The organism is Ethanoligenens sp., from assembly GCF_047718355.1.
In the GTDB taxonomy this organism is placed as follows: Bacteria; Bacillota; Clostridia; order Oscillospirales; family Ethanoligenentaceae; genus Ethanoligenens.
In genome coordinates, this window is record NZ_JBDNLG010000005.1 from 1 (window position 1) to 21,738 (window position 21,738).

Genomic DNA, 21,738 nt, shown 5'->3' on the forward strand with positions numbered 1-21,738 from the left:
ACTTAATATATTAGCACTTAATTACTTTTTGTCAAGGAATGGTCTCTCAAAATAATCTCAAATATTTTTTGCCAATGGAAACATCCATGCGCAAAAATAAAAAAGGCACAATCATGGGTGGCAGATCACTCCATTTTCGTGCTTTTTTGACTTCAAAGCAGTGTATATTGACTTGTTTTGTTGCTGTCAAGCTAAAATCTGTTGCTCTAGCCACTCTCTTTTCAGAACGGCATATTGATATGTGTTCTCATAATGCGGAGTCCCATCCTGATTGTTGATAAAAGATATAAACTCAATGAAAAAGCCTTCTCTTCTCATTCCAAGACGCTCGCAGAGCTTTTGGGACGGAATATTGTCGTCTTCCGCATACGCATATATTCTTCTTGCATCGCTATGGAAGAGGTAGCTAAACAGCGATTTTGCCGCTTCGGACGCATAACCGTTTTTACCGTATTTCAAGTTAAAATTCCACCCGACACAATACGTGTCAGGTTCTTCCTTGATGGCAAAAAGATCTCCAATCATCAGGTCCGTACCAACCAGACAAACTGCGAAGTGTTCGCCCTCATTTTCTCTTTGCTCCACTTCCCTTTCAGCTTCTTCAAGAGAACCCAATTTTTCTTTTATAAAACAATGTACAGGAGGATGTGCAAGGAGTTCATACAACCCTGCGGCATCCTTTCTTTCATAACCACGAATGATTAATCGATCTGTTATCAAATGCATTTAATGATAGCTCTCCTTATTTTCACTCGTACTTCTTTTTGTTGTGTCACAGATATCTATTTGAGACGCACCCATCAGTGACTTAGCATAAGCGAAGTGACAAGTAATACTGACAAAATGGTGAATACCGCAGCGAGTGCATTGACAACCGTATTTGCCTTGCCTTTCAGAGCCTTAGACAGCAAAGCAAGAATATTCACTCTAATTTCGGCGAAGCGAATAACGCCGTTATCGCCGAAATACCCCAGAAGCGGAATCAGATTGATTACTCGTTCTCCAGTCATATCCGGAACTGTAAGCGTGTTTTGTGTTTTGTCTTTTGAATTTTAAGTTTTCCAAGTTCATCGCATTCCGTGTGATGTCATCAACTGCAAGCAAAATAACTACTCCTGTTTCTCCTGCTTTGAGCTATAATGCGTATCTTTCCGTTTTGTTTTGCCGTTGACAGCTTCTGTATTGCTCCTGCGTTGCATCTCAGTTTGAGCCTGGTCGTACATTTCCTCTTTAATAATTGGCTCGTGGGCATTCTTCATCAAGAACTGTTCCTGCTCATCACGATTTTGTCGCTGCTTATTATTGGGGAAATCACCTGAGTAGGTCTTGCCAACCAACACATGCCCTGCATATTTTTTGTTGGTTAATATAGTTTGGATCGAGCGCTTCGACCAGGTGTCCTTACCCTGTGGTGATTTTATGCCTTGGCTTTCAAGCTCCCGGATAATCGAAACAATACTGCTGCCATTTAAATATAAGTTATAAATCAGACGGACAACTTTTGCCGCTTCACCCGTAACGCGCTGCGTTTCCGCCGGAATCCTTGTCCGTATAAACCTCGTACAACATCCACTTTGGATTGCAGACCACAAATTGCCTCATCGTTTTGATTTGGATATCCAAACTCTCATCCTGCAATTCGTGTGTTGTGCTGACGCGGCAGTAAATGGCGATCTTTTTCAGGAACTGAAGAGCAGGCGGTATCATTGTCACTTTTAATTTCGGAGTCTCATCTGACATAGCTTTACCTCCTTATCACAGTATCTACAGATGATTGGTGGTTGTATATGTTTATTATAGCATAAAGATAAGTAGGCAAATACTAATATCATACTTAAGTGGCATTGTATAATGATAAGTCCTCACTTAGGGGAAATGCCTTCATAAAATTGTCTACTACGTCTTTCTGATTGCTGATTAACAATGTTAACGAACCATCCCAAGGCACAATTTCAAGGCTGGCTAAAGGATGTTGAATAGAAACAGGATTCTTCCAAAAACCTGTGTATCCATTTGCAAACGGAAGAGGACTTTCTAACACTTTGGCGAGAGGAATATCTTTACTAAACCCGGATAAAACAGCCCATATCCATTGAAAATCTTCACTTTCAACAATACTCGTCAGTTCGTTTCCACTCAACCAGCAATATTCGTGAGAAAGCTTCTCGTCGATTCTTTGTGTTTGAGGGTAGCATACACAGTCAGTGATAAGCCAGTTATACTCGTTTTGTTTGTTTCCAATTGCATCAAACACTTTACGTAAATAGGTATAATACTTTTCTCCTTTTTCAAGAATTGCTCCGTACACTATACTTTCACCCTCCCTACATATATAAGACCTGTAATTGATGTGCTTTAAAAACTATGAAGGATAAGTTGTCATAACCACAAAATCAGCGGTTTTTTGGTTATCTTTTTCCAATAAAAAGGAGGATTATAGGCCGCACTTTCAACCTGTTCCCACGCACGCATCAAAATCCAAAAACATCCATCCTGTACCCTCGTGAAACCCTGTTATCAATCTCGCCCTCTCGCCAACGGAAACTGATCCGATAGACTGATTCCCATGCACAGGTAAAATCACGCTTTGAGTGTGCAGTTTGAAAATCGTAAAACCACAGAAATGGCTTACTTACTGGGTTTTCTGTACATTTACTCTTTTACCCTTGACATCAATACTACCGTCTCAACATGGAACGATAGCATCAGATTGATGTCGGGTATGTATTTGGCAGTTTTTCCGTGCAAGGGAATAAGGCAAAGGAAATTTTGTACATTTTTCCGTGCGCGGGAATATGTCCAATGCATTTTATGACTTTATCTGTTCGTGGAAACAAATCAGTGCATAGCGTGGTTCAAGTCATGTCATCTATGGTGGCAAAAGTGAAAACTATAGATAAAATGTACCTCTTCCCGGTTTTAAGGGTGCTGCGAATTTTAACGATTTGAGGTCAGACTTTCTTGACAATAATTGCTCAGTTAGTTTTCGCTAGTTTCTTCTTTCTTCACCCACCAACTGCCGCCGTCGCGATACCCGTTGCGCTCCATAAATGGCGTCACCAGCTTGATATATGGCGTTTGGCATTCGCATTGCAGAATTGCGGCGACCTTTTCGACAAGCTCTACCTGCAATGTCCACCACGATTCATATCGCGTTTTTATTTCGGGCGTACTATCATCATCGTCAGCTTCATCCATCAACCAGCCCGCTTCATTCCAAGCACCCGCAAGCGATGTAGCTAAAGCTGACTCGGTATAGTCGTCACCAAGCATATCACGCCACTCTTCAACGGATACTCCCGAAAGCGGCTCACTTTCCATTATCACAGCATCTTCGGGCAATTCAATAGAGTCTTCTTCATCCGTGGAATCGTTGTCAATATTTTTGTTATCAATGTGTTTTTTGATGACCTTTTTTATTTTGTCTAGTGGAAATGGAGCATCTTCGCAAGAATGGTATTCGATGCTTTCTATTTGAACAATTACTTCGTGGTTGTCTTTTCCGGTAGGAACAATAACATAATCGCCCGCTTCCAGAGTGTCGTCATTGGTCAGATAGCAATATGTTTTTCCGTAATCATCAAACTGAACATTGCAAAAGATGTAATCTGTCTGCTTGCGCAAAGGCTTTCCATATACTGACGAATCAAGGATTTCGCCCATTCCGTAAAAACACATAAAATCAAATATGGATTTTGCAAAATCCGCGAAATCGTCAGGGAGACCGTTTTTGTCAAATGTACCGGTCAGGATTTGCTGTTCACCATACAGGTAATCAATTGTGATTTTGTAATCCTTCGTCTCCAGTGGATTTACGATGACATCGGGAGGATTTCCTTCGGTATGAACCATGAAATCATCAGCGTTGATATCATCTAAAAAAGATGTGATACCATCCTCAACATGATATTTCCGAGACACCTGACAGCCAGTGCCGATATTTTGAATATGTTCCAAGACCTCACTTTTTCTGTCTATCGTGATGTGTTCACTGTAGTCCCAAGTCGCATATTCCCATGTAGCGCCTTCGGGTTTGACCCCGGGCTTAATCTTCGTTAGACGATGATAGTCAATAACAATCTTTTCAATTCTGTCTGAATTTGACCTGCCATCAAAAACAAGTAATTCAGGCATATTGAGATTGAAACGGATTATATTGGAAATGTTATCCAGCTCTTCGAAACACCCAGCGCAAAGTGAACCTCGAAAATGATATAACGCATTCTCTGTATTCGTAAGTGTCATTTCCCATTCTCCAACATCAGTGACAACTGCCACATCGTATTCTTCGGAAAAGTAATCACCAACGGTTTTCAAAATACAAGCAGCTTTTTCAGCTTCAATTTTGAAGTTCTTTGTGTTTGTTTTAATGTGCTTTATTCCATCGCCGTAGGCATATGCAGAAAAGAATACTCTACCGTCTGCTGTAATGGAAAGATGCTGTTCAATTTCATCATCAGGCAACGGACAAGGACCAAAGCAGATATTGTTGGAAATGATCTGTATTTTACTTGCCATTCCTTCGAAAATGAAGGGGCTTGTATCATCGTCGGCTACGAGACGCTCCAGCCTGCCAAGAGCAGTAATAAACCACGATCTGTTCTCAAAGGAAAGTATATTCTCACCGGGACCAGCCCAGTGTGTGAAATACCACCATTTTGAAAAAATACCTGAGCCAAGAAGCGCCACATCGGTAATATCATCTATTATTTTATCCAGCTCGCGATAATCGTTAAAAGCATGGCTATTGGAGTAGGCTTCTTCAAAGGCTTTGCCACAGTCCATTTTGAAGCCGAGCGAGGAGCACTCGTCAGCAAAAGTGGGGTCTTCAATTTCACGCGACACAGTTTTTGTGTTCCGGAACTTGTCAAACCATTTCACCGCAAACGCATGAATATCCTGATTTGTATGCATAACTTCACCTCCCCGTTTATGCCATGTTTTATACTACATTTAATCCAAAGTGCTCTTCTACAATTCTGTTGAGCTGCGCAGCGATTTCAACAAATTGCAAATTCAAGTCCAGCGTTTTCACACTTATTTTATTGCCGCTCATCTGATAAGCATTGTCTGGCTGGATTGTTTCGTCGGTTTTGGCGTACAGAAGCATTCCCGATACTTTATGTGGTTTCTCTCCAAATTTTGAGTCTTTATTTTTCACATAGGTGAATATCTGGTACAGATTGCTGGAATGAAGGGTATGCACGTCAAATTGAACCTGTGTCGTATGTGTATAGTATTTTGCGTCGATAATCAGCACTTCGTTTCCCCTGGCAAGAGTAATATCGCTTTGCATTATTGGAAGCATTGTACCGATGCCATCGTCCAATGCCCATGGTATCTGCGATGCGCTTACATTCAATGCTGGGAATTCCTTGCTGTAGTATTCCAAGATAAATTTCTCATAAAGACGGCACATCCGCTGCTCATCGACAAACGATGCGAGCTTATATTCGCCTTGTTCCGTTGTCTGAAGCATTCCTTGCAGAATAAGCTGGCAAATACTGATGAGCATACGGTAGGTCTGGTTGTTTCTTTGAAACCGGATTGTTGCCCATTTTATAGATGATGGCTCCAATGTGTCCACGTTTGAAAAAAACAGTATTTCTTTCTTAAGAGCATCCTTGTGTTCGCTATCAACCCTTGAAAGACGAAGCAGGATCATTACGGTTGTTTTTAGAATCTGATTTAACAGGTTATTTTCTGATAGGTCGTCGTACTCGCAGGACAAAACTTGCTGGCGAGCAATTTTATTTCTGATAGTGCCTGAAATATCGATTTTACCACGCATAACCGCCATGTTTTCCGTCTTGTTCAGATACTCACGATATAAACCCTGCTTCAATTGCTGCCCGATGCCTTTGGAGAGAATCGCAGCAAAGAGATTGTGCATATTCTCAAATTCCTCAGTCGCCACATCCTCAAAATTTGACTGATTCAGAGTGGTGAATGCATAGGAAAGCATATAGTATATGTTCTTGATAAAGATACTCTTATCCTTAATCATTGAAATACACCACGCAGAATGTTTTCCCAGCGCTGCAATTTTCCACTGTCATCGAACCAGTATTCACTCAGCATCGGTAAAATGTCATAGTCAATAATGGAGTTCATCCATTCATCAGTGCAGATGGCCTGCCCACAAAAATAGCTATGTCCAATACAGAATCCTTTACCGAGGGATTTGTCAAGTGCGATTTCCTTGTTAAGCTCCTTTACACGTTCGATAAGAGTGTTGAATGTTTCATTATTCAAACCATTTTGGTATTTTACAAAGCCTTCGGAGTCAAAGCCCGGTTCGATTTCAAAGAAGCTGAAACGACGGCGGAGAGCATAATCAATCATAGCAAGACTTCGGTCAGCTGTATTCATCATGCCGATAATATAAAGGTTCTTTGGCACAGCAAACGACAAACCGTTATATGCAAGTGTGGCTTTCGTGCCACGATAATCGCATTCAATCAACATAAGCAATTCGCCGAAGATTTTACTCATGTTGCCACGATTAATTTCGTCTATGATAAAGAAGAAGTCCTTGTCCGGCTGGTTTGCAGCTTTCTGACAGAAACGATAGAAGATGCCATATTTTAGCTCGAATCCGTCATTCACAGGCTTATAGCCCATCATAAAATCTTCGTAAGAGTAATTCTGATGGAACTGGACGAATTCAATGCGGTTTTCGTCCTTTTCGCCAATCATCGAGTATGCGAGGCGCTTTGCTGCAAAAGTTTTCCCGACACCGGGTGCCCCCTGCAGAATAATGTTCTTTTTGTTTTTCAGGACTGAAAGCAGCATATCATAGCGGCTCTCTGTCATGTAAACCTCATTAAGGAAGTCCGCCTTGTCATACTTTTCTGATTTTTCTTCTTGAACAAGTGGATTTTCATCCCGAATCATATCGACGATAAAATCATACTCGCCCTTTGTCAGCTTAAACAAGCTGCCTTGCGGATTGCTGAAATACTCCATTCTCTCCAGCTCAGAGCAGCTTTTCAGCGTTTGATAATCAATCGGCGAGGAAAGCCCCTCGATTTTTTCAAAATAGATTTTCTCACCATCTTGTTCCGCACTAACTTTGCCAATCGCCACAATTTGTTTAACCGGGTTCGATTCATAGCCAATTATCATGTCTCCGGCTTTTGCATCCAAGAAATTTTGGAAAATGCGACGTTTGTTGCCATTGTCATTATAGAGTGTATACGACTGTACTTCGCCGACAGCAATTTCCGAAAAACTCCATATTTTCGGATTTGCATTAAGCCACCAATAGCCATGTTCCTCTTCACCTGGAGCTGCAGCAACGTACAATTCCACTTGGCTTAGGTCAACCTTATCGAGGGCAGCAGATAATTCGTCTCGTAGTTTCCATATATAGCTACCAGATTCATCTTTACCAGCATTTCGTCCAACATACAGAATCGGCCACCAGCGAGAGTTTTCTTCATCTCTATCCATTACAGGACAGCCGGTTTTTTCTGCAATACGACGTGCCAAAGCAGAAGAACCGCTATTATAGAAGTTCTTCGTTTCACCGTATTTGATAGAGAGCTGGGTACAAGTAGCCTGCCCGCCGTAGTCCTTCATACGCTTCATGATTTCAAGGCTCCCGGTTGTAAACACATTGGGGTCATTAAGTAGTTCTACCCACTTATCGACAGAAATGTTTGGCGTGTAATCTGTTGGGAACCAGTCGTCAGTGGCTACGGATTCTTTCTGCGAAAAGTAGCGACTGATGTAAAAGCCGACATCAATTGTAAGTGTTCTGTATTCCGGGTCTGGATAGCAGTCCCCCGTAAGCCGGGATTTAAGCAGACTTACAAGCTCTTCATCTTTCTTAATTTCCGCACATAGCTCATCATAGAAGCTATAAAAATTGCGCAAATTGTCCGCATATGCGCCTTTCTTGAATCGATAATCGCTTCCGAGTTCATCAGCAACAGTTTTAATCTCGCCATATTTATAAATATAGTATTTATCAGGATAACGCAGCCATAAGTAGGTACTGACGGCGTTTTCGTATTGATAATGCTGTCCTGCGCCGTTACCATACTTTTCGAGCAGAATGGATGACTGGTCTTTAAAATCTGTAATTCTGGTAACGACATCTTTGCCTTCGTCAAACAAAGCAATGAACATCGCTCGCACTTCTTCAGGAGATATTTCCGCAAATTTCTCAATCATTCGCGCCGGAAAGTTGTTCATGGATGCGAGCAAATTATATGTTTTTGAAAGGGAGAGAGTCAGCATCGCAGCAAAATTCGTTGCATTCACATTCCAATTATCCTGAAAGAATTTTACTGCTTCCCACTTGTATTTCTCGTTTCCCCATTGATTAGAAACGAAATTCTGCTTGTATTTCACCAGAGCGTCCTGCAAACGGAATTTTTCAAACATGATACCCCTCCTTAGGCTTTACGCAGGCTTACGTATATTTCATCGGTGAAGATGCCTAACACCTGCCGCTTTATTTCTTCGTTGCTCAAAAGCATCGAGAAAAAGTCCTGATTCTGCGAAAGCCCCTCGATAAGGGCATCGTCGATGTCGTCAAAATAGGAAAACTCAAAATCTTTGACGGTGTTGTTTCTGGCGCTGGTTTTCAGTTTATCTGATTTTAGCAGTATGTCCCGGATTTGCAGCATTGCTTTTACTGCGACATCATTATCATAGGCTTTTCCTGTGCGACTGTTGATTTCAGCAATAATCTGGGAGAGTTTTTCTTCCTTGGCTTCGGTCAAGCCAAAGCTATCGGCCGTCGGAAGCTTCATAACCGGTTGCGCGACAAGCTCAGATTTTTTATGTTCCTCATCCTTTTTCTGGGCAAAATTGGTTGCTTTGATTTTTCCGTCAAGGTTATAACCGCCGCCAGGATGCTTGATGTTGATGTAAGAAAGCAAGTAAGTAATGAAGTTGTACTTCTTGTGTAGGTCTACATCCTCAAAGCAGGAAACTTGGAGCAAAAATTCATAAAACCGAACGAAGTGGCGCATAAGAGCTACGATTTCCTGCTGCTTGGTCACATCGTAGTTTTCAATCAGATTTTTCGCCTTTTTGAAATAAAAGGTCAGCTTCTGCTTATCCTTCGCGGTGATATTCTCGCTGTAGAGTAGGTCGTTTGCCCTCTCAATATCATCCGGGTCAAGAACTGTATAAGAATCGATATTAGCTTCAAGGTCAAAAATTGCTGTGGGTGTCACCGAATTGGATAGCAATGTCGTTGTGTAATACGGTGCAAAGGCAGCAGTGATATCCGCATAGTCGTTTACGAAGTCCAATATGAATGTGTGCTTTTCAAACGGCGGGAAGATACGGTTTAAGCGAGACAGCGTCTGCACAGCTGTAACACCTTTCAGCTTTTTCATGACATACATGGCGCACAGCTTCGGCTGGTCGAATCCCGTCTGATATTTGTTTGCCACAAGCAGAACTTGATAATCGTCCTTGTCAAATTCTTTCGTGAGCTGATCTTCGGAAAAACCGTTCATGGAGGATTCGGTGTATTCGGTTGTATCATCGTTCGGCAGCTTCACCTTGCCAGAGAAGGCCACCAGAGCGCGAATATCCTTGTAGCCCTTTTTCGTGATATAGTCCTCGAAAGCCTGACGGTATTTGACAGCGCCCTGCCGGGAAGCTGTAATTACCATCGCTTTTGCCATACCACCAAGCTCCGTCATAACGGAAGTGCGGAAATGCTCCACAATGACTTCAATGCGCTGTGAGATGTTCGTTTCATGCAGTTCCACAAATCGGGCAATCTGCCGCTTGGCATCAGAAGTCTTGCAGCGGGGGTCGTCCTCAATTTCTTTATTTATCTGATAAAAGGTATCATAAGTTGTATAGTTCTGCAGCACATCCAGAATAAAGCCTTCTTCAATAGCCTGCTTCATGGAGTAGACATGGAACGCCTCGCGCTGTCCCTTGGTATTCAACATCCCGAAAAGCTGAAGCGTGGTCGGCTTCGGTGTTGCAGTAAACGCAAACATCGACACATTTGATTGCTTTCCGTTGCGGGCAATCTCGTCTGCAATTATGTCCTGCACATCGTTATAATCCTGCTCACCGACACCCAAAGACTGAGTGACAGCCGCCATGTCTTTTCCAGCAGTGGAGGAATGCGCCTCGTCGATAATGACTGCGAAGCGTTTTGCTTTCAACCCCGCGACGCTGTCCACGATATATGGAAATTTCTGAATTGTAGTTGCGATGATTTTTGTGTTGCCTTTGAGGGCGATTGCAAGATCGGAGGAGTTGCACTTGTCGTCCATCACACGGATAAGACCTGTCTTGTGCTCCATACCCATAATGGCCTTTTGAAGCTGACGGTCAACCACCACTCGATCAGTGATGATGACTACATTATCAAAAATGATTTTATCATCGGCGTCATGTAATGACGTGAGCCGGTGCGCCAGCCAAGCGATAGAATTCGTTTTGCCGGAGCCTGCGCTATGCTGAATCAGATAATTCTGCGCGGTTTTATTTTCGCTAACGTCGCCCAATAGCTTACGAATGACGTCTAATTGGTGGTAACGCGGGAAAATGATACTTTCAGACTTTTTGATTTTGCCGGTAAATTCATCCTCTTTTTCTTTTGTTTCTACAAATATGAACTTGCTGATGAGGTTTAGCAAGGTATCCTTTGTGAGAATATCCTCCCACATATAGGATACGCTGTACTTGTCCTTGAAGGTGGGATTGCCTGCTCCGGCGTTAACGCCTTTTCCATTGCCGATATTGAACGGCAGAAAGAAGGTCGAGTCACCGGACAGCTTCGTAGTCATATAGACCTCTTCTAGATCCATCGCAAAGTTGACGAGGCACCCCGCCTTAAACAGAAACAGACGCGTTTTCGGATTGCGCTCACAGCGAAATTGATAAATGGCATCCTGATAGGACTGCCCGGCAGCATTGCACTTGAGTTCAAATGACATGATGGCAAGGCCATTCAGAAAGATAACCAAATCGACACGTTCTTTGTCGCTTGCCCAGACCTCCTCCATAACAGAGAAGATGTTCTTTTCGTAGTTCGCGAGAAGCTCTTTATTAAAAGTGGTAGCCGGTTTGGTATACATTAGTTCCAGCTTCATGCTTGAAATTTCAATCCCATGTTTCAGGATATCAAGCAGGCTGCCACGCGCCTTTGTCGTCTCAGCGTTAATGAAACTGACAATGGTCTCTTCCAAGTCATCTTTATAGATTTTGCGCAGTGCCGCCATTGTTGCGCTTTGTGTATCGTTCAGAAATTTGAACAGCAGCTCACGGTCTATGGAAAACAGGCGGTCGAAACTGGTAGCCTTGCGGATGACATATCCGTTGTCTTTTTCCAAACGTTCCATTATAAACTTCTGATATTCTTTTTCTGAAAGAATTTTATTCATGCGTTACGATTTCCTTTCTGCCTTGCTGTAGTTTTAGCCGGAGTATTTTTCAAATCTGAGCTATCTTTTGAATAATACTCTCTGCCATCATCAGACCAGATAATTCTGTTGTAGCGATTATCTGTAGATACATAAATTTCAAACCACTTTCTGTGTCCATAACGGTCTGATTCTATAGTGAATATTACTGCGCCAGATGCTTTGACCCATTGTTTTACCGTATCATAGTCTGTTGGGTCAATATGGTAGTCAATTCCTTGTTGATTATAAAAAGCATCTGTTGCTGCAGCAAGACTACAAAATTCATCCTTTGACTTATCAGCTTTCAAAAACTCGGTACCAGAGACATATAACGCAACGCCAATCCCTAATTCACAATCAGCAAATTCAACTCTCATGCGGTGACCTCCTTTTTACCTGTGACATACTCATAGATGAGAGATTTCTTGTATTCATCTAAAGTGGCAAGCTGTCCCTGCTTATCAGCAATCACCGCATTGGCCTTATCAATCATGCTGTCGATATATTCGACAATCTCCTGTTGTTCCTGCAGGGAAGGAACTGGATAAAGCAATTCGGATAACTTATTCCAGCGCAAGTCACAAGAACGGACACGAATGCCGGTAGCCATTGCGACGAAAACATCACCGTATGCCATGCTGCGAAGATAATACATGATGTAGCGTTTATTTTGCTTTGTGTCCAGCACATTCAAAACAGGTGAGGCTTTACCGCGAGAATCGGATATACCAATTGCCCCAGCGAATCCGTCCATACCATGCACCACTAGATCACCAACATCAATACCTTGATAGCCAATTTCCTTATCTGCCATGGTAAAGCCATCTTCACGGCGATTTGTGCGGAGCGTTACTTCACCATCTCTGAAACAGGTGACCACACCATCATCTTCTCTTATTGGCTTTTGAACATAGGTCAGTATGTATTTCCCTCGGATGCAATTCCATAATGAAGGCATTGTTCCAATCCATTTCACGCCGCTGTCTTTCATTGTAGCACCCGGATTCAAACCCTTAGTTACCGCTTCGGTAATGACTGACCGCTTGTATTGCTCCAAGGTGTCAATCTGCGATTGGATATCGGCGGTTAATGCATCAATTTTGGCACATTTATCATCGAGAAAATCTGCGATACGCTGCTGTTCATCTAAAGGCGGCACAATTGCTGGAATTGCCCCCAATTGGTCTTCAGTAAGCGAATGTCTTAGATTCTTAGCTAAGTGAAGTAGAGTTTTGTCCATGTCTAGCATTGTATAATAGTAGCAATAAAATGCCGCATTCGCATTTTCTCTCAATACAAACTGACTGTATGCTGGGCTGGTTAAACCATTTTGCTTTACTAAGCCGACACATCTTGGGGTCACATCGATATCAAATAGACACATCAACAAGTTTCCAGCACTTATTCTTTGATAGCCATCAAAAGATGAAGGCATTTTACCGCCAGCATCTAAATCTCGTACTATTACACCCTTCATAGTTAGTGAAAGGATATCTTCGCCATTGTAAACTGGACAAACATTTTTCAATTTAAACATAAGGTACTTATTTGGCATAATATTCCATGACAAAGGTATTTCTTGCACCCATGCTATCCCACAATCTTTCATCTCTCTCATATCATCACCGCCTTAATCAAACAACTTTGTAACGCGCTCATTTACTAATTTCTCAAGCGTTACAAAGCGTTCCTCCAACTCTTCACTGGGGGTAGGCTGCTGATATTTGTAAAAATAGCGAGTAAATGGAATCTCTGCACCAGTCTTGATGACCGGCTTTTTCTTGCTTAAATCTTCCTCAAAAAATGCTTTCGCATCGGGGATGTGAGGCAGGACTTCTCGCGCCATATAGGTGTCAATGTCCTCCCCATATTTTACGATTTCAGTATCCTTGGATTCCTTGTCATAAATGATTTCGCCCTTCTTGTCACGCTGAATTTCGGCGTTCTTATCCATGACTGAAAGACCATCTGCGATTTTTTCAATCAACTTCTTGTCTGCGGTTGCGGAAGATAGCACCTTTGTTAGCACCGGTAGAAACGCAGCTGGGGAAAGGTAGACCTTCTCGGAAACGTCGGCTTCTAGTGCGGCAATGATGCCATCAAATATAGGCTTATTGTTCTGATAATCCTCCAGCTTTTTTACATTCTTGCCAGACAGCTCTTCTTCGGAATTCTCCAGTTCGCTGACTTTTCCCTCGTCATACAAAGAACTAAGCGCGCTTTTGGAAAGCATTTGCTGGATGCGTTCTTCTGTGATGGCGTAGCTGCGTTGAAGCGGCTGCATCACGGCATATTCACGGTAGATGAATTCCTCGTTATCATAGATTTTACACAGCTCGTTTTCCTTGAAGTCCGCATATAGCCGTGTAATGGCAGAGCGGTCTTCCGGGGAAATTTCGTTTCTCTTGTTACCCAGCGCCTTACGGAGCTTGTGATAGATGCCGGAAGCGTCAATCAACTGGATTTTGCCCTTGCGCTCGGCACGTTTGTTTTTTGATAGCACCCAAATATATGTAGCAATACCGGTATTGTAAAAGAGGTCAGTTGGCAATGCAATAATCGCCTCGATCAGGTCACTTTGCAGCAACCAACGGCGGATCTGGCTTTCGCCGGATGCTGTGCCACCAGAAAACAGCGGACTGCCGTTTTGTATGATGGAAGCGCGTCCGTTGTGCTTGTCCATTTTGTCAATTGCCGACTGCAAGAACAGCATCTGCATATCGCCGGAACCGGGAAGCCCCGCGCCCCAGCGTCCGTCAAAGCCTTTTTTATATTCTTCGTTTACGGCATTCTCAACGCCTTCGGCAGCGTCCTTGCCGCCCCACGCCGTACCGAACGGCGGATTTTCGAGCACGAAGCGCATCTCCGTATCCTTAAAGCGATCATCTATCATGGTGTCCTGATAACAGATGTTCTCGGAGTTCTGCCCTTTAATGAGCATCTCGGCAAGGCACATGGCATAGGATTCCGGGTTGATTTCCTGCCCAAAAAGCCGGACGTCTGCGGAGGGGTTATAACGCTTGATGAAATTGTAGCCGGTGGAAAGCATACCACCTGTACCGCAGGCTTGGTCGAGTATCGTGATAACTTTGCCGTCATCAAAAATGTCGTCGCAGCCCTCTGCCAGCAGAATATTGACCATCGTTTTGATGATATCCCTGCCAGTGTAGTGGTCGCCGGCCTCGGCATTTTCAGAGAATTTACGGATAAGCTCTTCGAAAATATATCCCATTTTCACATTGTCAATGGTACGCGGATCAAGGTCAAGCTCCGAAAAAGCTTTGACGACACTAAGCAGACGATTGTTTTTATCCATCTTGTCGATTTGCTTATAGAAATCAAGACCCTTTTCCGCAGAGAGCAGAATTTCCTGTACATTGGCAGAAAAGCCTTGAATATAACTTTTAAAGTTGGCTGCGATATGATCGGCATCATTTACCAGCTCTGCTAGGTCATACCCACTGGTATTGTAAAACTGAAAGCCGGAAATGCGATACATTGCCTTTGCAGGATAGGTGGGATCAGCGTTAAATTTATCGACGACCGCTTTTTTCGTATGCGCAAGGGCGCACTCAAAACGGCGGATGATAGTCATCGGAATGATGACATCCTTATATTTATCACTCTGGTACGGACCACGCAGCTTGTTTGCGATAGACCAGATAAAGTTTACTTCTGTGGAAACATCAATGGGGCTATCGTCCCACATTGCATCTATTGCTTGTTTATCAACCATAATAGTTCCTCCGTTCAGGCGCTCGCCTGTTTTAATTTTGTATTAACGGCTGTCCCATAAAAAGGACTTACGCCTCTATGCCCATCATCATATTGTAATGCTGTTCCTGATGCAGCGATTCAAAAATGAGCTTGAACACCGATTTATACTGCTCGGCATCGACACAATCCTCAACATAATTCAAGCCGTCACTGATGCCCTGCGGATTGTTGATATATGTCAGCATTGCCGAAGCAAGCTGATATTTTTCGTAGTCCGGCTTACCGCCTTCTACGGGCGTTACGAATTTATCTTTATTATCATCCAGAACGAGCTTGCGGATGTTGGTCCCTTCATAACCGCAAAGCTGCAGGAAGTAGTATTCAAGAATACGACGAATTACATTGAGCAACGGAATGGTGGATTTCAGTGCTCGGAATTCGTCCCACAGCGCCGCGTAGGAATTTTGAACCGGGTTATAGTTTTCTCTTTCAGTCGGACTGCTTTCGCTCTCGCGGTCACAAAGCTTGACCGTAGATACATTATCAGTTTTATGTATCATATAAAACGAAACGCTTTTGTAACGGCCGACCTGACGATATGTAATTTCTCTGTGGAAGTACACATTATGCGTAAGGATAAATATCTGTTTTATGTAGTCGCCCTGAACAGTTTGTCCGCGATAATCGGTATTGTTATAGCAGACCTCGACCATTTCACGAATGATGGCACTGACAATAAACAGAGTATTGCTATCCATACTGGAAACCGGGTCATCAATAACCACAATTTTGTCTTTTACTTCGTCGCTGCTGTGACTGCCGCGAACAAGATTATAGAAATATAGAAAAGCAATAAAATTTCGCTCACCCTCACTCAGCTTTACCGCGATACTTCCGTCTTCACGGATAACCTCATAAACATTCGGGGTGTCTTTCTTTTCACGAAGGCTGAAGCCTTGGAAGCCAGAATCTTTCAGAAGGGCATTTATGCTGGCAATGGCGGCTTGTGTATTTACTACCTGCTTGTTGAGTTCGGCAATCTCTCCTGTCGCTGTATTGAAAGCACGGCGGGCAGCGGTTGCTTTGGATGTCAGTTCATCGGCTTCTTTTTGTAACTTAGCCTGTTCTGCCTTATATTTTGTTACATCCGCACTCAGCGTGAAAGCAAGATGCTCCCACACCTGATTTATCGAAGCTGTCTTTTTTGCCTTTTTGTCGTTCACAACATCGTTGTTTGCATTTATTTGACGATTGATTTCGTCAATAAGCGTACCTATTTCGATAAGCAGCGAATCCGTATCCTCGAGAGCCACGACAGACGTAGGTTCTGTCAACGGTTTTCTGCTCAACTTGCTTTTGAATCTCTATATTCGTATCACATACGGTAAACACACCTGCGAGATTCCCGTAGTTTTGCAGATTGCTGTTTATAAAGTCTTGGTCATAAACCAAGATATCGTAGTCTGCGGCGGATTTTCCATCCTGCCAATCTATGCCAGTATTAGATCCTATAGCCTGAGCTATTGTTGATTTTCCGGCACCGTTTCTCCCATAGAAAAAATTGATAAAGGTTGGCTCAACCACGTCTCCGTTGAAGGTGGGTGTATTGAGCGTTATTTTTTTGATTGCGGATGGCATTTTGGGCGTCATAATTTTTCTCCTTCCACCGAGATTGGTCAGTATTTATGAAATATGATTTGTTGTCTATTAGTCTTTGATTTTTCCTTTTCGTACCCATTCATCAACTTCGGAAATTTTGAACTTATATCTCTTTCCAGCTTTGTTGACGGGGAGTTTGCCTTCCCGCATCCATGTGCGGACAGTGTCCTTGCTCACACTGAGATATTCTGCAATATCCTCAAGGTTTACCCACTTTTCAGTAACAATATTTTCTTTTTCGCTGCTCATTTTGAACCTCCATAATGTGTATATCTGTTTCGGTATGGATATTTTTCTTAAAGCAGTGTATCCAAACCTGCGTTACGCAGTTTTTCTATTATGTTTATCCGCTTAATTGTCCAATGTGTACTGTCGAATTCATTGAACGCCGAAGCACTATCAATTGAAATTTCACAAGCAAGTTCATTCAATCGTCTCTGGGGAATTGCATACAGCAGATGAAAAGAAACCCTAATACCGTTGTCCTGAATGCTTATATCGTTTACAAATCCGAGGTATGCTTCTTGATTCCCACCCGCACAACAATACTGATGGTTTTTGCCTGCAAATATGGCCGGGAAGGTTTTAATCGTTGCAACGGCATCCATATCGAGTTTTGCATACAAGGCTTTCAATTCTGGTGCTATGCTTTCAGTTAATGCGCACTTCTTCGGTACGATAAAATATCCTCCAGTAAATGTTTCATCGCCGATGATGAAAAGATTATAATAATCCGCATTTATAGTCCGTCTTGTCGGTAGTGTTACACCGTTTGCCTGAACAACAGGAATATAAACGCTTTTCATGTTTACCACATTTGCTTGGGCAATCAGTGTGTTCCCATCGCCGGGTAGAGTTATATTTGTCGAAGCTCCGCTTGACGGAAGGATGGCCGATGAGATCGGCTGAAGTTTTTCACTCATCTTTTTGTCCTCCGTTTTTAATATTCACTGTATCTACGTGATTATAGAAACTGTTGTTATTGCCGGATACGTTGAAATTGAAGAATGTCGGATTGTTGTTTATAACCTGCTGCGTCAAGTTGGATGCGGCAGGTTCTTTTTCTGTTGATTGTTCTTCGCTACGAGGTTCATCACTTGTTAGAGGCTCGTCTACCAAGGGGTTATCAACAATTTCGGCATATGCACTTTCCTTAAAGGGCTCGCGATAGGTTAGCGTGATATTCCTTGTTATTAGGTTTTCAAGGTTACCTTTATACTCGCGTTTTCCGCCCCCGGTTGATGGACACCACAAATCGATTGTTTCTTTACCGAAAGTATTCTTCTCCGAACGTGTTACTGCGAAATACCAAACGCCTAATAAAAATGGCTGCAAGCATATATTCGTTGCTTGGAGAAGATCAGCTTTCGTTATAGCATCGCCATTCTCCAAAACATAGAAAGGTTGACTGTTCTTGATGGAATCATCGACCCCAATTAACGCGATAAGTTCCTTAACAAGGCGTTCATCTTTTTTCATGCTGCCTGTGTCAATGAGCAAGCCTATAACCTTGCACATTTCGGATAATACAGCAGGATAGCTTTCTTTGACACGTTCACCAAATGAGGTCAATGCTGCATCATCACCAAAAGGGTATATCGAGCCGCCTTCGTTTTTACAGGTCTTATATTCCGAAGTATTCCCACTAACAGTGCTATCGGCGTATGCAAATATGCTTTTCCAATCAGTAACTATAACCTTGGATAAGGCAAACAGAGCCATGGGTTCAGAATATGGCTCTGGATTTCCTGTATAGTATTCATTTGCTCCACGCAAGGGTTTTCTTGCGCGTAAAAACAATGTGAAGAAAGTGCCGCCGCAAAGGCGCTGTTTTACTGTGCTTGTCATAGATTTTCACCATGTTTTCTAAAAACTAACTCGGCGAACTCCAGCCAACTATGCGAAGCATGGCTGGCAAACTCGGCGAACTATTTCATTGCTCTTGTGAGAAATCGCAGGGGCATTTTTTGTTGCTCGTATACAGTGGCTTAGAGAGAACAAATGGATTTCGTAACTCACCCTAAACACTACTAAACCATTATACAACGCTCTAACCCGAAAAACAATGACGCTTGTGTAAATTTACACAAAACTTCGACATTTCCTCCCTGCGATTGCTCACGCAATTCAAATCACAGGAGGAAATCTCATGAAAAACCAAGCCAATCAAGGACAAGCCAAAGAACGCAAAATCTACCTTCCCAACACCAACGAGTGGGTTACCGTGACCGATGAGGTCTACCTCGAATACTATCGCCCGATCTGGCGCATTCAGAAAGCCGCGCGCAAGAACGGTCAGTGCGTCTGCCCCAAATCCAAACTCTGGCGCTGCGACGGCGACTGCGCCGTATGCGGCTACCGCGCCACGGGCAACACGCTGTCGCTGGACGCACCGATGGAGAACGCCAACGGCGATGAAATGTGCCTGGGTGACACCATCAGCGACCCGGATGCGGCTTTCGCAGATATCGTCCTCGACAGTATTTTTCTTGAACAACTATTGGACGAGCTTACCGAGCGCGACCCGGACGGCAGACATATCTGCGAGTTCATCATGTCCGGCAAAACGGAGCGGGAATGCGCCGCGGCTCTTAACATGGCGCGCAACACCTTCACTTATCGCAGGGACAAGCTTTTCGCGTCGCTTCGCGAACGTCATCAAAACCCATCCTGATATTTTTTCAATCGGAACGGGGCTGCTGCAAAGCAGCCTCGTTTCTTTATGCAAAAAAGTTTTCTCTCTTTTTCGGCCAGACACCATCCGCTTTTCCAGTGGGTAGTGAGGACAGGAAAGAGACAAGTCCTTGGAACGGAGGTAACCGCATGAATGAACGAATTCAAAGAAACGGCACCGACGAAGAGCTGATCGGTATTCTTACCGCCATCTCCGTCGTGTCGAAGCGGCTGGCGAGAAAACTCACTCTCCTAGCCGAACAGAGTCAATTCAGAGAAGGAGGAAAAGCGGATGAGCAAAATGAGCGACATTGCGATGACCATCGAAGAACTGCGGAAATGTGCCGCTGCCATCAGCGACGCGGCTGACTGGCTGTCTGGGGCATTCAACGCCAATGCACCAGCCCCGAAAGAAGAACCAGCTCCCACATTGGAAGTGGTCAGAGCAATTTTGGCTGACAAGTCCCGCAAGGGCTACACCGCCCAAATCCGCTCTCTGCTCCAAAAGTATGGCGCCAGCAAGCTGTCTGAAATAGACCCCAACCATTACGGGGAGCTGCTTGCCGATGTGGAGGGACTGACCGATGCCACCTAAAGGTCACGCTCTTCTCTCCGCCTCCTCGTCGGAGCGCTGGCTCCGATGCCCGCCCAGCGCGCGGCTTTGTGAGAGCTACGAAGACAAAGGCAGCGATTTCGCGGCCGAGGGTACCGACGCTCACGCGCTTTGTGAATATAAGCTCCGCCGCGCTCTCAATATGGATGCGACCGACCCCACGGAGAACCTTGTTTGGTTCACGGAGGAAATGGACGACTGTGCTGCCGGCTACGCCGCCTATGTCCTTGAACAGGTGGAACTCGCAAAACAGACCTGTGCCGACCCCGTGGTGCTGGTTGAACAGCGGGTGGATTTTTCCCGCTGGGTAGAGTCCGGCTTCGGTACATCCGACACCATCATCATTGCCGACGGCACTATGACGGTCTGCGATTACAAGCATGGACGCGGAATCATGGTCGACGCCCATGAAAATCCCCAAATGATGTGTTACGGGCTGGGCGCTTTGGAACTTTTCGACGGCATCTACGATATTGACACCGTTCGTATGATCATCTACCAGCCGCGTCGGGATAACGTCAGCGTTTATACCATCTCCAAAGGCGACCTGCTCAAGTGGGCCGACGAGGTTCTCAAGCCCACCGCCGACCTCGCCTTTGCTGGTGACGGCAACTTCCTGTGCGGCGAATGGTGCGGTTTTTGTAAAGCGAAGCATGACTGCCGCGCCCGCGCCGAAGCGAACCTTGAACTGGCCAGATATGAATTCAAGCTGCCGCCGCTCCTCACAGACGAGGACATCGAGGACATTCTCACCAAGGTGGACAATCTCGTTGCCTGGGCCGGCGATATCAAGGAATACGCCCTGCAGCAGGCGATCAGTGGCAAGGAATGGGCCGGTTGGAAGCTGGTCGAAGGCCGTTCCAATCGCAAGTACACAAATGAAACGGCGGTTATCGATGCCGTCGAAGGCGCGGGTTTTGACCCCTATGAGCGCAAAGTGCTCGGCGTCACTGCTATGCAAAAGCTGCTCGGCAAATCCCGCTTTGATGAACTCCTCGCGGCGTTAATCGAAAAACCGCAGGGTAAACCCACGCTCGTGCCGGAGAGCGACAAGCGCCCGGTAATGAACACAGCCAAAAGTGATTTTATGGAGGAAAACGATTATGAATAACAGCACCAACAAAGTAAATAACCCGATGAAGGTGATCACCGGCCCCGACACCCGCTGGAGCTACGCAAACGTCTGGGAGCCAAAGTCAATTAACGGTGGCACGCCGAAGTATTCGGTCAGCCTGATTATTCCGAAGTCCGATACCAAAACCGTCGCCAAGATTAAGGCGGCAATCGAAGCCGCTTACCATGAGGGTGAGTCTAAACTCAAGGGCAGCGGGAAATCCGTCCCGCCGCTGGCAACCATCAAGATTCCGCTCCGCGACGGGGATGTCGAGAGACCCGATGATCCCGCTTACGCCAATGCATACTTTGTCAACGCCAACGCTACGACCGCTCCCGGTATTGTGGATGCCGACCGAAATCCCGTTCTGACCCGTTCGGAGGTGTATTCCGGCGTATATGGTCGTGCCAGCATTTCTCTGTACGCTTTCAACAGCAACGGCAATAAGGGAATTGCCTGTGGTCTGAACAACCTTCAGCTCATCCGTGCCGGTGAGCCTCTCGGCGGCAGAGCGAGTGCGGAGAACGACTTCGCGTCCGATGATGATAATGATTTTCTGAACTAAG

20 protein-coding genes are annotated in these 21,738 nt (G+C 44.4%); 4 read left to right on the forward strand and 16 right to left on the reverse strand.

Features of this window, described 5'->3' with window-relative positions; genetic code table 11:
• Positions 1 to 186 precede the first annotated feature (186 nt).
• The 16 genes from ABF463_RS01325 to ABF463_RS01400 all read right to left on the reverse strand — a co-directional run bounded on the left by ABF463_RS01325 (position 187) and on the right by ABF463_RS01400 (position 18,620).
• Positions 187 to 726: a GNAT family N-acetyltransferase gene (locus ABF463_RS01325; protein ID WP_415531734.1), complete on the reverse strand. Its 540-nt coding sequence runs from the start codon at positions 724 to 726 to the stop codon at positions 187 to 189.
• A 383-nt stretch (positions 727 to 1,109) separates the two neighbouring features.
• A complete protein-coding gene (locus ABF463_RS01330) occupies positions 1,110 to 1,592 on the reverse strand; it encodes a recombinase family protein (RefSeq protein ID WP_415531735.1) in 483 nt (160 codons plus the stop codon).
• On the reverse strand, positions 1,510 to 1,740 hold the full coding sequence (locus ABF463_RS01335) for a recombinase family protein (RefSeq protein ID WP_415531736.1): 231 nt from the start codon (positions 1,738 to 1,740) through the stop codon (positions 1,510 to 1,512). Before ABF463_RS01335 ends, ABF463_RS01330 begins: the two co-directional genes overlap by 83 nt.
• Before the next feature lie 94 nt (positions 1,741 to 1,834).
• A complete protein-coding gene (locus tag ABF463_RS01340; protein WP_415531737.1) occupies positions 1,835 to 2,308 on the reverse strand; it encodes a hypothetical protein in 474 nt (157 codons plus the stop codon).
• Positions 2,309 to 2,979: 671 nt separating this feature from the next.
• Complete coding sequence (locus ABF463_RS01345) at positions 2,980 to 4,914, reverse strand: hypothetical protein (RefSeq protein WP_415531738.1); 1,935 nt, start codon at positions 4,912 to 4,914, stop codon at positions 2,980 to 2,982.
• Between the two features lie 28 nt (positions 4,915 to 4,942).
• The gene (gene mcrC, locus ABF463_RS01350) at positions 4,943 to 6,007 is read right to left on the reverse strand and encodes a 5-methylcytosine-specific restriction endonuclease system specificity protein McrC (protein ID WP_415531739.1); all 1,065 of its coding nucleotides are present in this window, start codon (positions 6,005 to 6,007) and stop codon (positions 4,943 to 4,945) included.
• Positions 6,004 to 8,394, reverse strand: coding sequence for an AAA family ATPase (locus ABF463_RS01355; protein WP_415531740.1), 2,391 nt, complete (start codon positions 8,392 to 8,394; stop codon positions 6,004 to 6,006). The genes mcrC and ABF463_RS01355 overlap by 4 nt, the downstream gene beginning before the upstream one ends.
• Positions 8,395 to 8,405: 11 nt before the next feature.
• The gene (locus ABF463_RS01360; protein ID WP_415531741.1) at positions 8,406 to 11,375 is read right to left on the reverse strand and encodes a type I restriction endonuclease subunit R; all 2,970 of its coding nucleotides are present in this window, start codon (positions 11,373 to 11,375) and stop codon (positions 8,406 to 8,408) included.
• Positions 11,372 to 11,773, reverse strand: coding sequence for a hypothetical protein (locus ABF463_RS01365; RefSeq protein ID WP_415531742.1), 402 nt, complete (start codon positions 11,771 to 11,773; stop codon positions 11,372 to 11,374). The genes ABF463_RS01360 and ABF463_RS01365 overlap by 4 nt, the downstream gene beginning before the upstream one ends.
• Positions 11,770 to 13,014 (reverse strand): restriction endonuclease subunit S, encoded by a 1,245-nt coding sequence (locus tag ABF463_RS01370; RefSeq protein WP_415531743.1) that lies wholly within the window; start codon positions 13,012 to 13,014, stop codon positions 11,770 to 11,772. Before ABF463_RS01370 ends, ABF463_RS01365 begins: the two co-directional genes overlap by 4 nt.
• A gap of 12 nt (positions 13,015 to 13,026) precedes the next feature.
• A complete protein-coding gene (locus ABF463_RS01375; RefSeq protein ID WP_415531744.1) occupies positions 13,027 to 15,132 on the reverse strand; it encodes a type I restriction-modification system subunit M in 2,106 nt (701 codons plus the stop codon).
• A gap of 67 nt (positions 15,133 to 15,199) precedes the next feature.
• Positions 15,200 to 16,447 carry an AAA family ATPase gene (locus ABF463_RS01380; protein WP_415531745.1) on the reverse strand — a complete coding sequence of 416 codons (1,248 nt, stop codon included), beginning with the start codon at positions 16,445 to 16,447 and terminating at the stop codon, positions 15,200 to 15,202.
• Positions 16,374 to 16,763, reverse strand: coding sequence for an AAA family ATPase (locus tag ABF463_RS01385; protein WP_415531746.1), 390 nt, complete (start codon positions 16,761 to 16,763; stop codon positions 16,374 to 16,376). The genes ABF463_RS01380 and ABF463_RS01385 overlap by 74 nt, the downstream gene beginning before the upstream one ends.
• A gap of 57 nt (positions 16,764 to 16,820) precedes the next feature.
• Complete coding sequence (locus ABF463_RS01390; RefSeq protein ID WP_415531747.1) at positions 16,821 to 17,021, reverse strand: helix-turn-helix domain-containing protein; 201 nt, start codon at positions 17,019 to 17,021, stop codon at positions 16,821 to 16,823.
• Between the two features lie 47 nt (positions 17,022 to 17,068).
• Positions 17,069 to 17,695, reverse strand: a complete 627-nt coding sequence (locus ABF463_RS01395; protein ID WP_415531748.1) for a hypothetical protein — start codon at positions 17,693 to 17,695, stop codon at positions 17,069 to 17,071.
• Positions 17,688 to 18,620: a hypothetical protein gene (locus tag ABF463_RS01400; protein WP_415531749.1), complete on the reverse strand. Its 933-nt coding sequence runs from the start codon at positions 18,618 to 18,620 to the stop codon at positions 17,688 to 17,690. Before ABF463_RS01400 ends, ABF463_RS01395 begins: the two co-directional genes overlap by 8 nt.
• 301 nt (positions 18,621 to 18,921) lie before the next feature.
• On the opposite strand from ABF463_RS01400, the gene ABF463_RS01405 reads away from it, so the two are divergent.
• The 4 genes from ABF463_RS01405 to ABF463_RS01420 all read left to right on the forward strand — a co-directional run bounded on the left by ABF463_RS01405 (position 18,922) and on the right by ABF463_RS01420 (position 21,737).
• Positions 18,922 to 19,446 (forward strand): hypothetical protein, encoded by a 525-nt coding sequence (locus ABF463_RS01405; RefSeq protein ID WP_415531750.1) that lies wholly within the window; start codon positions 18,922 to 18,924, stop codon positions 19,444 to 19,446.
• Between the two features lie 291 nt (positions 19,447 to 19,737).
• Positions 19,738 to 20,040, forward strand: a complete 303-nt coding sequence (locus ABF463_RS01410; protein ID WP_415531751.1) for a DNA ligase — start codon at positions 19,738 to 19,740, stop codon at positions 20,038 to 20,040.
• The gene (locus ABF463_RS01415) at positions 20,030 to 21,169 is read left to right on the forward strand and encodes a DUF2800 domain-containing protein (RefSeq protein ID WP_415531752.1); all 1,140 of its coding nucleotides are present in this window, start codon (positions 20,030 to 20,032) and stop codon (positions 21,167 to 21,169) included. The genes ABF463_RS01410 and ABF463_RS01415 overlap by 11 nt, the downstream gene beginning before the upstream one ends.
• Positions 21,162 to 21,737 (forward strand): DUF2815 family protein, encoded by a 576-nt coding sequence (locus ABF463_RS01420; RefSeq protein WP_415531753.1) that lies wholly within the window; start codon positions 21,162 to 21,164, stop codon positions 21,735 to 21,737. Before ABF463_RS01415 ends, ABF463_RS01420 begins: the two co-directional genes overlap by 8 nt.
• Position 21,738 lies beyond the last annotated feature (1 nt).

Excerpts from the sequence above, each read along its gene's own strand:
- ABF463_RS01410 (WP_415531751.1), top strand. The coding sequence starts at position 19,738 with ATGAGCAAAATGAGCGACATTGCGATGACCATCGAAGAACTGCGGAAA.
- ABF463_RS01390 (WP_415531747.1), bottom strand. The coding sequence starts at position 17,021 with ATGAGCAGCGAAAAAGAAAATATTGTTACTGAAAAGTGGGTAAACCTT.
- ABF463_RS01355 (WP_415531740.1), bottom strand. The coding sequence starts at position 8,394 with ATGTTTGAAAAATTCCGTTTGCAGGACGCTCTGGTGAAATACAAGCAG.
- ABF463_RS01325 (WP_415531734.1), bottom strand. The coding sequence starts at position 726 with ATGCATTTGATAACAGATCGATTAATCATTCGTGGTTATGAAAGAAAG.
- ABF463_RS01385 (WP_415531746.1), bottom strand. The coding sequence starts at position 16,763 with ATGACGCCCAAAATGCCATCCGCAATCAAAAAAATAACGCTCAATACA.
- ABF463_RS01345 (WP_415531738.1), bottom strand. The coding sequence starts at position 4,914 with ATGCATACAAATCAGGATATTCATGCGTTTGCGGTGAAATGGTTTGAC.
- ABF463_RS01420 (WP_415531753.1), top strand. The coding sequence starts at position 21,162 with ATGAATAACAGCACCAACAAAGTAAATAACCCGATGAAGGTGATCACC.
- ABF463_RS01400 (WP_415531749.1), bottom strand. The coding sequence starts at position 18,620 with ATGACAAGCACAGTAAAACAGCGCCTTTGCGGCGGCACTTTCTTCACA.
- ABF463_RS01370 (WP_415531743.1), bottom strand. The coding sequence starts at position 13,014 with ATGAGAGAGATGAAAGATTGTGGGATAGCATGGGTGCAAGAAATACCT.
- ABF463_RS01405 (WP_415531750.1), top strand. The coding sequence starts at position 18,922 with ATGAAAAACCAAGCCAATCAAGGACAAGCCAAAGAACGCAAAATCTAC.
- ABF463_RS01360 (WP_415531741.1), bottom strand. The coding sequence starts at position 11,375 with ATGAATAAAATTCTTTCAGAAAAAGAATATCAGAAGTTTATAATGGAA.
- ABF463_RS01395 (WP_415531748.1), bottom strand. The coding sequence starts at position 17,695 with ATGAGTGAAAAACTTCAGCCGATCTCATCGGCCATCCTTCCGTCAAGC.
- ABF463_RS01415 (WP_415531752.1), top strand. The coding sequence starts at position 20,030 with ATGCCACCTAAAGGTCACGCTCTTCTCTCCGCCTCCTCGTCGGAGCGC.
- ABF463_RS01335 (WP_415531736.1), bottom strand. The coding sequence starts at position 1,740 with ATGTCAGATGAGACTCCGAAATTAAAAGTGACAATGATACCGCCTGCT.
- ABF463_RS01365 (WP_415531742.1), bottom strand. The coding sequence starts at position 11,773 with ATGAGAGTTGAATTTGCTGATTGTGAATTAGGGATTGGCGTTGCGTTA.
- ABF463_RS01375 (WP_415531744.1), bottom strand. The coding sequence starts at position 15,132 with ATGGTTGATAAACAAGCAATAGATGCAATGTGGGACGATAGCCCCATT.
- mcrC (WP_415531739.1), bottom strand. The coding sequence starts at position 6,007 with ATGATTAAGGATAAGAGTATCTTTATCAAGAACATATACTATATGCTT.